The organism is Stenotrophomonas sp. YJH_SMC_110 (genome assembly GCF_059369255.1).
This window is the reverse complement of record NZ_JCAFSM010000001.1, coordinates 506279-519421: the sequence shown is the minus strand read 5'-3', so window position 1 is coordinate 519421 and position 13143 is coordinate 506279. Positions and strand designations below refer to the sequence as shown.

General features: G+C 65.9%; 12 protein-coding genes. 9 read left to right on the top strand and 3 right to left on the bottom strand.

Translation table 11 applies throughout. The features are described from left to right. Positions 1–21: 21 nt before the first annotated feature. Together glpD and AC5P6H_RS02235 are read right to left on the bottom strand one after the other, a co-directional pair. Positions 22–1527 (bottom strand): glycerol-3-phosphate dehydrogenase, encoded by a 1506-nt coding sequence (gene glpD, locus AC5P6H_RS02240; RefSeq protein ID WP_227864097.1) that lies wholly within the window; start codon positions 1525–1527, stop codon positions 22–24. Positions 1528–1773: 246 nt separating this feature from the next. Further along, the gene (locus tag AC5P6H_RS02235; RefSeq protein ID WP_495202279.1) at positions 1774–2409 is read right to left on the bottom strand and encodes an OmpW/AlkL family protein; all 636 of its coding nucleotides are present in this window, start codon (positions 2407–2409) and stop codon (positions 1774–1776) included. Between the two features lie 186 nt (positions 2410–2595). Between AC5P6H_RS02235 and AC5P6H_RS02230 the strand changes: the two genes are divergently transcribed. From AC5P6H_RS02230 to lpdA, 3 genes are all read left to right on the top strand, one after another. Beyond that, positions 2596–3111: a DNA-deoxyinosine glycosylase gene (locus tag AC5P6H_RS02230; RefSeq protein ID WP_049440016.1), complete on the top strand. Its 516-nt coding sequence runs from the start codon at positions 2596–2598 to the stop codon at positions 3109–3111. A gap of 167 nt (positions 3112–3278) precedes the next feature. Beyond that, a complete protein-coding gene (gene aceF, locus AC5P6H_RS02225) occupies positions 3279–5003 on the top strand; it encodes a dihydrolipoyllysine-residue acetyltransferase (protein ID WP_069117823.1) in 1725 nt (574 codons plus the stop codon). A 107-nt stretch (positions 5004–5110) separates the two neighbouring features. After that, positions 5111–6913 (top strand): dihydrolipoyl dehydrogenase, encoded by a 1803-nt coding sequence (gene lpdA / locus AC5P6H_RS02220; RefSeq protein WP_495202278.1) that lies wholly within the window; start codon positions 5111–5113, stop codon positions 6911–6913. A gap of 641 nt (positions 6914–7554) precedes the next feature. On the opposite strand, the gene AC5P6H_RS02215 is transcribed toward lpdA, so the two are convergent. After that, complete coding sequence (locus tag AC5P6H_RS02215) at positions 7555–8373, bottom strand: hypothetical protein (protein ID WP_046432636.1); 819 nt, start codon at positions 8371–8373, stop codon at positions 7555–7557. 458 nt (positions 8374–8831) lie between these two features. Here AC5P6H_RS02215 and AC5P6H_RS02210 point away from each other — a divergent pair, with 458 nt between their 5' ends. From AC5P6H_RS02210 to atpA, 6 genes are all read left to right on the top strand, one after another. Further along, positions 8832–9197 carry a hypothetical protein gene (locus AC5P6H_RS02210; protein ID WP_014648497.1) on the top strand — a complete coding sequence of 122 codons (366 nt, stop codon included), beginning with the start codon at positions 8832–8834 and terminating at the stop codon, positions 9195–9197. Between the two features lie 31 nt (positions 9198–9228). Beyond that, positions 9229–10029: a F0F1 ATP synthase subunit A gene (atpB, locus tag AC5P6H_RS02205; RefSeq protein WP_014038569.1), complete on the top strand. Its 801-nt coding sequence runs from the start codon at positions 9229–9231 to the stop codon at positions 10027–10029. A 73-nt stretch (positions 10030–10102) separates the two neighbouring features. Next, positions 10103–10408 (top strand): F0F1 ATP synthase subunit C, encoded by a 306-nt coding sequence (gene atpE, locus AC5P6H_RS02200; RefSeq protein WP_005411133.1) that lies wholly within the window; start codon positions 10103–10105, stop codon positions 10406–10408. A 106-nt stretch (positions 10409–10514) separates the two neighbouring features. Then, a complete protein-coding gene (locus AC5P6H_RS02195; RefSeq protein ID WP_005419512.1) occupies positions 10515–10985 on the top strand; it encodes a F0F1 ATP synthase subunit B in 471 nt (156 codons plus the stop codon). Between the two features lie 2 nt (positions 10986–10987). Continuing rightward, positions 10988–11515, top strand: coding sequence for a F0F1 ATP synthase subunit delta (locus AC5P6H_RS02190; RefSeq protein ID WP_495202277.1), 528 nt, complete (start codon positions 10988–10990; stop codon positions 11513–11515). A 44-nt stretch (positions 11516–11559) separates the two neighbouring features. Beyond that, positions 11560–13107 carry a F0F1 ATP synthase subunit alpha gene (gene atpA / locus AC5P6H_RS02185; RefSeq protein ID WP_005419511.1) on the top strand — a complete coding sequence of 516 codons (1548 nt, stop codon included), beginning with the start codon at positions 11560–11562 and terminating at the stop codon, positions 13105–13107. Positions 13108–13143: the final 36 nt, after the last annotated feature.

Below are 13143 nucleotides of genomic sequence, written 5' to 3'. Positions count from 1 at the left end.
GCACACGTGGCATCACGGGGGTCAGAGCCCTTTCCGTGGGAAAGGGATCCGACCCTCCATCCACGCCTGCAGCCGTGCCACCTGCGCAGCATCCAGCCGCAACCCCAGCTTGCTCCGGCGCCACAGGATATCGTCGGTGTCACACGCCCACTCGCGTTCGCGCAGGAAGTCCACTTCGCGTGCATGCAGGCCACCGCCGAAGTCCTCGCCCAGATCGTGCAGGCCCTGTACACCCTGCAGCAGTTCCGCGCTGCGACTGCCATAGGCCCCGGCCCAGCGTCGCGCGATACCTGCGGGCAACCACGGTGCCAGCGCCAGCAGGCGCGAGCACGCCTGTGCGGCGTCGCCCCAGTCGCTGCCCGGCAGCGGGTCTCCGCGCGCCGTCCAGGCCGGTCCCATCTGTGGCAGGGCAGGGCGCAGCAGGTCCAGTGCCTCCTCGGCCAGCACCCGGTAGGTGGTCAGCTTGCCGCCCAGTACATGCAGCGCCGGTGCCGGGTCCACCTGCACCTGCAGGCGGTAGTCGCGGCTCAGCTGCGCTGCGCGCGGATCCGGGTCGGCCAGCAATGGACGGACACCGGCGAACGCCCAGACCACCTCGTCCGGGGCGATGGGGTCACGCAGGTAGCGATTGGCCGCTTCGCACAGGTAGATCACCTCGGAAGGCAGCACGCTGCAGCGCGCCGGGTCACCGCGATAGTCGGTATCGGTGGTGCCCACCAGCAGGTGGTCGTGGGCGAAAGGCAGCAGGAACACCACCCGTCCGTCGGGCTGCTGCAGCAGGCAGGCGCTGTCATCGGGCCAGGGCCTGCGCAGCACGATGTGGCTGCCCTGCACCAGGCGCAGCGCAGGGGCGCCGCTGCGCGTCTGCATCCGTTCCAGCAGGCCCCCGGCCCACGGGCCCGCCGCATTGACCACGGCGCGGGCATTCACGGGGTGCCGCTGGCCATCGGCGGATTCCAGAACGGCCCGCCACCGGCCCTGCACGGGGTGCAGGTCGATGCAGCGGCTGCGCACCTGCACCTGTGCGCCCCGCTGCGCGGCATCCAGGGCGTTGAGCAGTACCAGCCGCGCGTCATCGACCTGCGCATCGGCGTAGCTGAAGGCCTGCCGCAGCGCCGGGGAGAGCCACTGGCCGAGCGGATCGTGCTGCAGTTCCAGTGCGCGTGACGCGGGGAAGGCGGGGCTGCGCCGGCCCAGATGGTCGTACAGCCACAGCCCCGCGCGCAGCATCCAGCGTGGGCGCAGGTGCGGTTCCCACGGCAGGACGAAGCGCAGCGGATGGACCAGATGGGGCGCCTGCCGGCGCACCACCTCGCGTTCGCCCAGCGCCTTGCGCACCAGCCCGAACTCGCCCTGCTCCAGGTAGCGCAGGCCGCCGTGGATCAGCTTGCTGCTGGCGCTGGAGGTGTGCGCGGCCAGGTCATGCTGTTCGCACAGCAGCACGCGCAGGCCGCGGCCGCTGGCGTCACGGGCGATGCCGGCGCCATTGATGCCGCCACCGATCACCAGCAGGTCGACGTCGTCCATCGTGTCTCCGCGTCCTGTGTCTGTAGAGCCGAGCCGCGCCACCCTTGACCGTGGGCGCCATTGAACGTAACGCATCGCAATGCGCGCGGAGCCCGCCGCTCGACTCGGGATAGGGGGCTTGGCTCGACTCTACAAAAAAGCAGCCGAGCATGGGCTCGGCTCTACACGCGGAACGCGGGTGACGGAAACGACGACGGGCCCCGAAGGGCCCGTCGCGTTGCATCAGTGAAGCAGGTGCTGCCTGGATCAGAAGCGGGCGCCGATGCCGAAGCCGACGGTCCACGGATCCATCTTGGCTTCGCCGATCTTCTCGCCGCCGACCTTGATGTCCGGGCGGGCGCGCATGTAGCGGGCGTCAGCGCGGGCGAACCAGGTGGAGTTGATGTTCATGTCGACGCCGACGGTGCCGATCACGCCCTTGGCATCCTTGAAGCGGATGTCGGTGTCAGCACCGTTGCCCAGCTTCTCGTTGCTGAAGCTCGACTGGTAGTAGCCCACGCCCACGAACGGGCGGAACACGTTGTCGGCCTGGCCGAAGTGGTACTGGCCGCTCAGCGCGACCGGCTGCTGCTCGACCGAACCCAGGCGGGCGTTGTTCGGGCCCTTGAACTTGTTGTCGAACTTGTCGGCAGCGCCCCACAGCTCAACGGCCCAGTTGTCGTTGATGTAGTAGCTGAAGCTGACGGTCGGCGCCGGGCCACCGTCGGTCTTCTTCACGCCGGTGATCGGGTCGTTCTTCGGCTCCAGCAGCGAGATGCCGCCAACAACGGCAAAATGCTTGCCCGAAGTGGTATCGGTGGTGCTGCTGTCCTGGGCGAAAGCGGCCGGCGCGAAGGCGGCGGAGGTCAGCAGGGCGAGACTCAGGATATGGATGGAGCGCATGGGGGTATCTCCTAATGTTTCTTGTTTTGGGCCCCCGGTTGCGGGGCGAGCACACCGTAGTCGCCCCAACATGAATCGAATCCGACGCACGTTAAAAAATAGTTTTCCTTGTTCAGCGACGGGTGCGGAATGCCTTTATTCATGGCGTTTTCTGCTCTCGCCGACATTCATGCAGTTGGAGAAGATGTGAGCACGGCAACGTTGTGCATTGGCCTGCCAGCGCAGGTGAACGTGGGATGCCGGGTGCTGCTGCTGGGCTCGATGCCAGGCGTGGCATCCCTGCAGGAGCAGCGCTACTACGCGCATCCTCGCAACCGCTTCTGGCCGCTGATGGCCGATATCTGCGGTTTCGACGCGGATCTGCCCTATGCGCAACGGCTGCAGGCGTTGAAGGCCGCAGGCATCGGCCTGTGGGATGTGATCGGGCGCTGCGAGCGGCGCGGCAGCCTGGATGCGGACATCGTGCGTGGCACGGAAGTGGCCAATGCACTGCCGGAACTGATCGCCACGTTGCCTGAGCTGACGCTGATCGGCTGCAATGGCGGCGCGTCATTGCAGGCATTCCAGCGCTGGGTGTTGCCGCGGCTGGAGGCCCCGCCGAAGGTGGTCGCGCTGCCGTCGACCAGCCCTGCCAATGCGGCGTGGTCGTTGCCGCGCCTGCGCCAGGCCTGGCAGCCGGTGGCCGACGCGCGGGCGACATGAAGCGGACATCGGCTGGACAATACGCTACCGACTGGTCGCGCACCCGACCCATGGGCAACAGCCTGTCCCGGCTGCGTGCGTACTGAAAACACCTGTAACGGTTGGCGCTGGACCCCGCTGGCCGCACAATAGACGTTTCCCTACACCAGATTGCCGGAGTTATCCCCATGGCCGAAATCAAGGAAGCACTTGTCCCCGATATCGGTGACTACAGCGATATCCCGGTAATCGAGGTGCTTGTCGCCGTCGGCGACACGGTCAAGAAGGACCAGGGCCTGGTGACGCTGGAAAGCGACAAGGCGACCATGGAAGTGCCGTCCTCGGTGGCGGGCGTGGTCAAGGAGCTCAAGGTCAAAGTGGGCGACAGCCTGTCCGAAGGCAAGGTCGTGGCCCTGATCGAAGTGGCCGAAGGCGAAGCCGAAGCCGCCAAGCCGGCCGCTGCCGCACCGGCACCGGCACCGGCACCGGCCAAGGCCGCTGCCCCGGCTGCCGCCACCCAGAGCGCGCCGGCCGCAGCTGCGCCGGCCGCTCCGGCTGCCAGCGGTGGTGCGGTTGAAGCCCTGGTGCCGGACATCGGCGACTACGCCGGCATTCCGGTCATCGAAGTGCTGGTCGCCGTGGGCGATACGGTCAAGAAGGACCAGGGCCTGGTCACGCTGGAAAGCGACAAGGCCACCATGGAAGTGCCGTCGTCTGTGGCCGGTGTGGTCAAGGAGATCAAGGTCAAGGTGGGCGACAATCTGTCGCAAGGCGACGTGGTTGCCATCATCGAAGCCGAGGGCGCTGCCGCGCCGGCGCCGACCAAGGCCGCTGCTGCTGCCGCTCCGGCTGCCGCAGAGACCGCCACCAAGGTCGAGCCGGTCGCTGTGCCGGCGCAGCCGGACAAGCTGGCGGCCCGCGAGATCGCCTCGGCCGGTACCCCGTCCAGCCCGCCGGTGCAGTTCAATGCCGATGGCGTGCTGCCGGCCAAGGTGCCGTACGCCACCCCGGCGGTGCGCGTGTTCGCCCGCGAGCTGGGCGTGGACCTGCTGCAGATCAACGGCACCGAGAAGGGTGGCCGCATCACCAAGGGTGACGTACAGAAGTTCGTCAAGGCCGCGCTCAGCGGTGGCGTGCCGGCCGCTGCCGGTGGCGCCGTCGCTGCTGGTGGTGGCCTGAACCTGCTGCCGTGGCCGAAGGTCGACTTCAGCAAGTTCGGCGAGACCGAAGTCCAGCCGCTGTCGCGCATCAAGAAGATCTCCGGTGCGAACCTGGCCCGCAACTGGGCCATGATCCCGCACGTCACCCAGTTCGAGCAGGCCGACATCACCGACCTGGAAGGCCTGCGCGTGGCGTTGAACAAGGAGAACGAGAAGGCCGGCATCAAGCTGACCATGCTCGCCTTCCTGATCAAGGCCAGCGCCGCAGCGCTGAAGAAGTTCCCGGAATTCAACGCCTCGCTCGATGCCAGCGGTGAAAACCTGACCCTGAAGAAGTACTTCCACATCGGTTTCGCCGCCGACACGCCGAACGGCCTGGTCGTGCCGGTCATCCGCGACGTGGACAAGAAGGGTGTGGTGCAGATCGCGCAGGAAACCGGCGAACTGGCCAAGAAGGCACGCGACGGCAAGCTGGGCCCGGCGGACATGAGCGGCGGCTGCTTCTCGATCAGCTCGTTGGGCGGCATCGGCGGCACCGCGTTCACCCCGATCGTCAACGCACCGGAAGTGGCCATCCTCGGCGTCTCCAAGTCGTCCATCCAGCCGGTCTGGAACGGCAAGGAATTCGCACCGAAGCTGATGCTGCCGCTGTCGCTGAGCTACGACCACCGCGTCATCGACGGCGCACTGGCCGCACGCTTCACCACGTACCTGTCGCAGGTACTGGCCGACATGCGCCGCGTGCTGCTGTAAGGCACCGCTTCGCCCCCACCGTGCGGCCGCAGCCCCTGGCGCGGCCGCGTGAACAGATGCAGTGACAGCCCGCCGGCGCCGCCGGGCGGGCACGAGGAAAACCCACCATGGCCACGATTGAAGTCAAGGTTCCCGACATCGGCGATTACAGCGATGTGCCGGTGATCGAAGTGTTGGTCGCCGTCGGCGACACGGTGAAGAAGGATCAGGGTCTGGTGACCCTGGAGTCGGACAAGGCCACCCTGGAAGTGCCGTCCTCGGCCGCCGGCGTGGTCAAGGAAATCAAGGTCAAGCTGGGCGACACCCTGTCCGAAGGCGCCGTGGTCGTGGTGCTGGACACTGAAGGCGCCGCCGAAGCCCCGGCCAAGGCCGCCGCGCCGGCTCCGGCCGCCCCGGCCAGCAAGCCGCCGGTGACCCCGTCGCACCGCGCCCCGGCCGAACCGGCTGCGCCGAAGCCGGCGCTGTCCAGCGGCAAGCCGGCCGACATCGAATGCGAGATGGTCGTGCTGGGCTCCGGCCCGGGCGGCTACACCGCAGCCTTCCGCGCCGCCGACGTCGGCCTGGATACGGTGCTGGTCGAACGTTACGCCAGCCTCGGCGGCGTCTGCCTCAATGTCGGCTGCATCCCGTCCAAGGCGCTGCTGCATGCTGCTGCGGTCATCGACGAAGTGGCCCACGCCGGTGATTTCGGCGTCGAGTTCGGCAAGCCGACCATCACCCTGGACAAGCTGCGCGCGTACAAGGAAAAGGTCGTCAACCAGCTGACCAAGGGCCTGGCCGGGATGGCCAAGCAGCGCAAGGTCCGCAACGTGCAGGGCGTCGGCAAGTTTGTTTCGGCCAACGAGCTGGAGATCACCGCCGCTGATGGCAGCACCCAGCTGCTGCGCTTCCAGAAATGCATCATCGCCGCCGGTTCGCAGGCGGTGAAGCTGCCGAACTTCCCGTGGGACGACAAGCGCGTGATGGATTCCACCGATGCGCTGGAGCTGGCCGAAGTGCCGGGCTCGCTGCTGGTCGTCGGCGGCGGCATCATCGGCCTGGAAATGGCCACCGTGTACAGCGCGCTGGGCAGCAAGGTCACCGTGGTCGAGTTCATGGACCAGCTGATGCCCGGCGCCGACAAGGACCTGGTCAAGCCGCTGGCCGACCGCCTGAAGAAGCAGGGCATCGAGGTGCACCTGAAGACCAAGGCCTCGGGCGTCACCGCCGATGCCAAGGGCATCACCGTGACCTTCGAAGCCGCCGAGGAAGGCCAGGCGCCTGCGCTGGCGCAGGGCACCTTCGACCGCGTGCTGGTGGCCGTGGGCCGCTCGCCGAACGGCAAGAAGATCGATGCCGAGAAGGCCGGCGTGCAGGTCACCGACCGCGGCTTCATCCCGGTCGATCGGCAGATGCGTACCAACGTGCCGCACATCTTTGCCATCGGCGACATCGTCGGCAACCCGATGCTGGCCCACAAGGCCACGCACGAGGGCAAGCTGGCCGCTGAAGTGGCAGCCGGCCACAAGAAGGAGTGGGTCGCCCGCGTGATTCCGTCGGTGGCCTACACCAACCCGGAAATCGCCTGGGTCGGCGTGACCGAGACCGAAGCCAAGGCCAAGGGCCTGAAGGTCGGCGTGGCCAAGTTCCCGTGGGCCGCCAGTGGCCGCGCGATCGGCATCGGTCGCACCGAGGGCTTCACCAAGCTGATCTTCGACGAAGAGACCCACCGCATCATCGGTGGCGCGATCGTCGGCGTGCATGCCGGCGATCTGCTGGCCGAGATCGGCCTGGCGATCGAGATGGGTGCGGAAGCGGAAGACATCGGCCACACCATCCATGCGCATCCGACGCTGAGCGAGTCGGTGGCGATGGCCTCGGAAATCTACGACGGCACGATCACCGATCTGTACATGCCGAAGAAGAAGTAAGGCGTCCGCGCCGTTCCGAACGAAAAGCCCTGGCATCTGCCGGGGCTTTTTTTCTTCGATCAGTGCTGCAGCAAAGGGTGGGGCCACTGCACGGGTGGCAGGCATTTCGACAAATGTCCCCCGTCGTCCGCCTGCGGCGGTCGCCTCCTCCTTTACTTTGTCGAAATGCCCGCCACCCGCGCAGCGGCTCGGCTTGCGGATAGTCGAGAGCCACAGCCTGGCCCGCCTGGATGCCTGACACGCGGGGGAAGAGGGGCTTGTGTGCGAAGTAAAGGAGGAGGTGACGGCCGTAGGCCGGCGCCGGGGGACATTCGCACGCAAGCCCCTCTTCCCCCAGCGCTCGACCACGCATGCGTCTACGGCAATTGCCACCCGTGCAGCGGCTCGGCTTGCAGATAGTCGAGAGCCAGTGCCTGGGCCGCCGGGATGCCTGACACGCGGAGGGAGCGGGGGTTGTGTGCGAAGTAAAGGAGGAGGCGTCGGCCGCAGGCCGGCGCCGGGGGACATTCGCACGCAGCCCCCGCTCCCTCCAGCGCTCGACCAACCCCGCTTCTGCTCTCTGCCAGCAACCCACAAAAAACGCGGCCCCGATGTTCCGGAGGCCGCGCCAGGAGAGAAGATGCCGTGGAAGGGGCAGGGGATCAGAACACGAAGCTGATACCGGCCACCGGGCCCTTGAATTCCTGCTTCAGGCCGACCGTGCCGTCGCTGCCCTTCTTGTCCACGTCCAGCTTGAACCAGTCGTAGCCGGCGAACACACCGAAGTTCTTGGTGAAGCGGTAATCGACGATCGCATTGGCGCGGCTCAGGTCGCCCTTGTAGTCATCGAAACTGCCCCAGCGCGTGTTCAGGTACTGGCCCTGCAGCGTGATCATCCAGCGCTCGGACGGGGTGAAGGTCATGCGCGCACCCACCACCGGTGCCACGCCATCGGCCTTCTCGTTGAGGAACTGGCCTTCATACACCGTGCCCAGGTCCGCGTAGCCCTTGGTGCTGACCTTGGCGTACTCGCCACCGATCTGCAGGCCCAGGTCGAAGGTGTCGGTATCGACGACCGAGTAGTCATAGACCAGGCTGGCCACCTGGTACTTCAGCTCGCCCTTCACGAAGCTGCCGGCCGGCACGCTCTCACCGCCGAAGGAAATGCCCTGGTCAAGCGTCTCGCGACGGTCCTTGTCGTACTTGAAGTAGTTGAACAGCAGGCGCTGACGGTTGCTGATGCGGAACATGCCGTCGATGCGCGGCTCCCATTCCTTGCCACCCAGCTTGAAGTCCTGGTCCAGGGAGATGTCCTGGCCGGCCACGGTGGTGCTGCCACGCAGCGTGTTGTCCGAATCGATGTTCATCGCACCCAGACGAATGGCGAAGCGGTCGTCGCCTTCGGCGGCGTGGGCGGCATTGGCGAACGAGGCGCCGGCAGCGAGCAGGGAAAGGGCGAGCAGGGTGGGTACGGGGCGCATCGAAGAGTCCTTGCAGTGGTTCATCAGAATGAAGACCACTGTGCCGGACGCCGCCGTCCACCATCCGTGAACGTATGGTCCACGGAGTGTGCACGGTTCAGCCCTGTCGCGACGACGCAAAAAGATGGCCCCGGAGACGGGCTTCGGGGCCATCGTGGGACCTGCGGGGCGGAGCGTCGACGAGGTTGCTGCAGGCAGGTCGAAAGATCGGACCGGCGCATCCAGCGAAAGTTCCGCGCCTGCGACCAAAGTTCAATACTGCGGTGCAGCATCACGCGGACGTCATTGTCCCCCGGGTGGCACGCAAAAATGTAACCGTTACCGCAACTTGCGGCTTCCAGGGATGAACAGGCAGCGGTTGTCTCGCAAATTGTCCCATTGCTATAATTTGGCGGCTCGATGAGGCCCCCCTGCTGTAGCCGCCTCAGCCCTCCACTTGCAACCACGCGGGACGTCCTGTGCTGAACTCCGTTGATGCGGGTCGGCGACTGATGCTGCGCGCCGCGGTCTACCCGCTGGCCGCGGTGGCTGTCCTGGCCCTGGCCTTCCTGCTGGTAGGTCCGAAGTATGCCCTCGGCGCGCTGGCGTCCGGTGTGGCCATTTCGGCCGGCGGCTGGGTTGCGGCACGGATGGCTCTGGGCGGTGGTGCGGTGGCCGCAGGATCGGCGATGGCTCGCCTGATCATTGCGATCGTGGCCAAGTGGGTCGTGGTTTTCGGCGTCCTGCTGGTGGGGTTCCTGGTCTTCAAGCTGCCTGCATTGGCGCTGTTGGCCGGTATCGCCGTCGGCTTGATGTTCCAGGTCCTGGCCATGGCCAGGCGTTGACAGAATTCAATTAACTGAAGGTTCCGGACACATGGCGGGCGAGGCTCTAACCCCTACCAGCTACATCCAGCATCACCTGCACAACCTGACCGCACCGGTCGGCAAGGGTGAGGGTATGTTCTGGCATATCCACGTCGATACCTTCCTCACCGCCGTCCTGATGGGCCTGGTGATCGTTGTCGCGTTCTGGCTGGGGACCCGCAAGGCCACCGCCGGCGTGCCGGGCAAGTGGCAGGCCTTCGTCGAGATCTGCCTGGAGTTCGTCGACCGCCAGGCCAAGGACACCTACCACGGCAAGAGCAAGCTGGTCACGCCGATCGCCATCACGATCTTCTTCTGGATCCTGTTGATGAATCTGCTGAAGATGATCCCGGCCGATTTCATCGCCAAGCCGCTGGAATGGGTGGGCGTGCACTACTGGAAGCCGGTGCCGACCGCTGACGTCAATGCCACCCTCGGCATGGCCATCAGCGTGTTCTTCCTGATGCTGTTCTTCGCGCTCAAGTCCAAGGGCCTGGTCGGCTTCGTCAAGGAATTCCTGACGGCGCCGTTCGGCAAGTGGATGATGCCGTTCAACCTGATCCTCAACATCGTCGAGTGGCTGAGTAAGCCGATCTCGCTGGCGATGCGACTGTTCGGCAACATGTTCGGCGGCGAAATCGTGTTCCTGCTGATCTGGGTGCTGGGTGGTGCCGGTTTCTTCGGCGCCATCGCGGGTGGTGTGTTCGGCCTCGGCTGGATGCTGTTCCACCTGCTGGTGATCCCGCTGCAGGCCTTCATCTTCATGATGCTGTCGATCGTGTACCTGAGCCTGTCGGAAGACGCTCACTGAGTTTCAAGCTTCAACGCGTTTCAACCTTCATCCGTTTCATCACCCTTAGCAACTTAAGTTCCTGGAGATAACCATGTACTTCGCCGTCCTGACCAACTTCGCGCAGATTCAGAGCTCCACCGCCCTTGCCGTCGGCATCATGATCGGCCTGGCCGCGCTGGGCGCCGGTCTGGGTCTGGCCATCATGGCTGGTAAGTTCCTGGAGTCGGCCGCGCGCCAGCCGGAACTGATCCCGGTCCTGCAGGTCCGCATGTTCATCACCGCCGGCCTGATCGACGCCGCGTTCATCATCTCGGTCGCCGTTGGCCTGCTGCTGGCTTTCGCCAACCCGCTGTCGGCTGCCTTTGCTGGCGCCGTCACCAAGGCTCTGGCCGGCTGATACAGCGGTTTGAGACGACCGGGTGCTGATGCACCCGGTTTCGGATGAAGGCCGGATGTGCCGCTTCGGCGGCACGTCCACCCCGAAACCAGCGATCGAGCTAACCATGAATATCAATTTCACCCTTCTTGCGCAGGCGCTGGCCTTCGCTGGTCTGATCTGGATCATCGCGACCAAGATCTGGCCGCCGCTGATGAACGCGATCGAAGAGCGCCAGCAGAAGATTGCTGAAGGCCTCGCTGCTGCCGACCGCAGCCAGAAAGATCTGGCCCAGGCGCAGGAGAAGGTCAACGAAGCGCTGAAGGAAGCCCGCACCAAGGCCAACGAGATCATCGATCAGGCCCACGCGCGTGCCAACCAGATCGTTGATGCAGCCCGTAACGAAGCGATCACCGAAGCCACCCGTCAGAAGGAACTGGCCCAGGCTGAAATCGACGCCGCCGCCAACCGTGCCCGTGAAGATCTGCGCAAGCAGGTGTCCGCGCTGGCCGTGACCGGTGCCGAAAAGCTGCTCAAGCGCGAAATCGACGCCAACGCCCACAAGGCGCTGCTCGACGAGCTGGCCTCGGAGATCTAAGGATGAGCCAGGCCCTCACGCTTGCCCGCCCGTACGCCCGCGCCGCGTTCGCGACCGCGCGCGACGAAGGTGCGTTCGCGCCGTGGTCGGACGCCCTGGCGTTCTCCGCCCACGTCGCCGCCGACCCGCGCGTGGCGGCCCTGCTCGCCAACCCGGAGCTGGGTCGTGACGACGCCGTCGCCCTGCTGGCGCCGGTCTCGCACGGCGAGACCTACTCGCGCTTCCTGGCCATCCTGGCCGAATCGCATCGTCTGCCGCTGCTGCCGGAAATCTCCGACATGTTCGACGCCCTGCGCGCCGAAGCCGAGCACGTGGTCAAGGCCACGGTGACCTCGGCTTCCGAGCTGTCGGCCGGCGAGCTGGACGCGATCAAGGCTGCGCTGCGCAAGCGCTTCAACCGCGAGGTCGACGTGACCACCGCGGTCGATGCTTCGCTGATCGGCGGCGCCGTGATCGACGCCGGCGACGTGGTCATCGATGGTTCGCTGAAGGGCAAGCTGGCCCGTCTGCAGACCGCGCTCGCTAACTGAATTCATTTAACGTCCGGCCCCGCTGCCGGCACTAGGACTTGACGATGGCAACCACGCTCAACCCCTCCGAAATCAGCGAACTGATCAAGAACCGCATCGAGAAGGTCAAGCTGGCCGCGGAATCGCGCAACGAAGGCACCGTGACCAGCGTGTCCGACGGCATCGTGCGCATCTTCGGTCTGGCCGACGTGATGCAGGGCGAAATGATCGAACTGCCGAACAACACCTTCGCCCTGGCCCTGAACCTGGAGCGCGACTCGGTCGGCGCCGTGGTCCTGGGTGACTACGAGCACCTGCGCGAAGGCGACGTCGCCAAGACCACCGGCCGCATCCTGGAAGTGCCGGTCGGCCCGGAACTGCTGGGCCGCGTCGTGAACGCGCTGGGCGAGCCGATCGACGGCAAGGGCCCGCTGGGCACCGACCTGACCGCTCCGGTGGAGCGTGTTGCGCCGGGCGTGATCTGGCGCAAGTCGGTCGACCAGCCGGTGCAGACCGGTTACAAGTCGGTCGACTCGATGATCCCGATCGGCCGTGGCCAGCGCGAGCTGATCATCGGTGACCGCCAGACCGGCAAGACCGCCATGGCGATCGATGCGGTGATCAACCAGAAGGGCACCGGCATCAAGTGCGTGTACGTTGCGATCGGCCAGAAGGCGTCGACCATCGCCAACATCGTGCGCAAGCTGGAAGAGAACGGCGCGCTGGCCCACACCATCGTGGTGGCCGCGACCGCTTCCGAATCGGCTGCCATGCAGTACATCAGCGCCTACTCGGGCTGCACCATGGGTGAGTACTTCATGGACCGCGGCGAAGACGCGCTGATCGTGTACGACGATCTGTCCAAGCAGGCCGTTGCCTACCGCCAGATCTCGCTGCTGCTGAAGCGTCCGCCGGGCCGTGAAGCCTACCCGGGTGACGTGTTCTACCTGCACTCCCGTCTGCTCGAGCGCGCTGCCCGCGTGTCCGAGGAATACGTCGAGAAGTTCACCGAAGGCAAGGTCACCGGCAAGACCGGTTCGCTGACCGCGCTGCCGATCATCGAGACCCAGGCCGGCGACGTGTCCGCCTTCGTTCCGACCAACGTGATCTCGATCACCGACGGCCAGATCTTCCTGGAAACCGACCTGTTCAACGCCGGCATCCGCCCGGCCGTGAACGCCGGTATCTCGGTGTCGCGCGTCGGTGGCTCGGCCCAGACCAAGATCATCAAGAAGCTGTCGGGCGGCATCCGCATCTCGCTGGCCCAGTACCGTGAGCTGGCTGCGTTCGCGCAGTTCGCCTCGGACCTGGACGAAGCGACCCGCAAGCAGCTGGAGCGTGGCCAGCGCGTCACCGAGCTGATGAAGCAGAAGCAGTACGCGCCGATGTCGATCGCCAACCAGGCGCTGTCGATCTACGCCGTCAACGAGGGTTACCTCGACGACGTGCCGGTCAACAAGCTGCTGGCGTTCGAAGAAGGCCTGCACGCCCACTTCGCCAACACCCAGGGCGAGCTGATCAGCAAGGTCAACGCCACCGGCGGTTGGGACAACGACATCGAAGGTGCCTTCAAGAAGGGCATCGCCGAGTTCAAGACCACCGGCAGCTGGTAATCGCGGTCCTGTAGAGCGGAGCCGCTGGCTCCGCTG

Coding starts and splice junctions, on each gene's coding strand:
- glpD (WP_227864097.1), bottom strand. CDS start 1,527: ATGGACGACGTCGACCTGCTGGTGATCGGTGGCGGCATCAATGGCGCC.
- AC5P6H_RS02235 (WP_495202279.1), bottom strand. CDS start 2,409: ATGCGCTCCATCCATATCCTGAGTCTCGCCCTGCTGACCTCCGCCGCC.
- aceF (WP_069117823.1), top strand. CDS start 3,279: ATGGCCGAAATCAAGGAAGCACTTGTCCCCGATATCGGTGACTACAGC.
- lpdA (WP_495202278.1), top strand. CDS start 5,111: ATGGCCACGATTGAAGTCAAGGTTCCCGACATCGGCGATTACAGCGAT.
- AC5P6H_RS02215 (WP_046432636.1), bottom strand. CDS start 8,373: ATGCGCCCCGTACCCACCCTGCTCGCCCTTTCCCTGCTCGCTGCCGGC.
- atpB (WP_014038569.1), top strand. CDS start 9,229: ATGGCGGGCGAGGCTCTAACCCCTACCAGCTACATCCAGCATCACCTG.
- atpE (WP_005411133.1), top strand. CDS start 10,103: ATGTACTTCGCCGTCCTGACCAACTTCGCGCAGATTCAGAGCTCCACC.
- AC5P6H_RS02195 (WP_005419512.1), top strand. CDS start 10,515: ATGAATATCAATTTCACCCTTCTTGCGCAGGCGCTGGCCTTCGCTGGT.
- AC5P6H_RS02190 (WP_495202277.1), top strand. CDS start 10,988: ATGAGCCAGGCCCTCACGCTTGCCCGCCCGTACGCCCGCGCCGCGTTC.
- atpA (WP_005419511.1), top strand. CDS start 11,560: ATGGCAACCACGCTCAACCCCTCCGAAATCAGCGAACTGATCAAGAAC.